The sequence below is a fragment of the Bartonella queenslandensis AUST/NH15 genome (assembly GCF_000312585.1).
Classification (GTDB): Bacteria; Pseudomonadota; Alphaproteobacteria; order Rhizobiales; family Rhizobiaceae; genus Bartonella; species Bartonella queenslandensis_A.
Genome location: NZ_HE998556.1, coordinates 1 through 205 on the forward strand (window position 1 = coordinate 1; position 205 = coordinate 205).

The 205-nt window shown below is 49.3% G+C and carries 1 pseudogene; it reads right to left on the bottom strand.

Features of this window, described 5'->3' with window-relative positions:
• A pseudogene (locus BN338_RS14220) lies at positions 1-205 on the bottom strand (transposase domain-containing protein); the annotation flags it as partial.

A 205-nucleotide genomic window follows, 5' to 3' on the forward strand; every position in this document is an offset into this window, starting at 1 on the left:
ATAACAAGGTGCCAAGGCTGCCAACCAATCAGTGCGCTCATACCCTTCCACCATCTGCCGCCAATGAAAAAGTGAACGATAGCTCACTCCAAATTGCACCGCACACAAGCTTGCCGCATCATGCACCCCCATACCGGCTTGAAGCAAATCATCCAGAGAACAAAGTGCCTTCAAACGCTCTTCACAACGTCTTTTATGTGCCTTT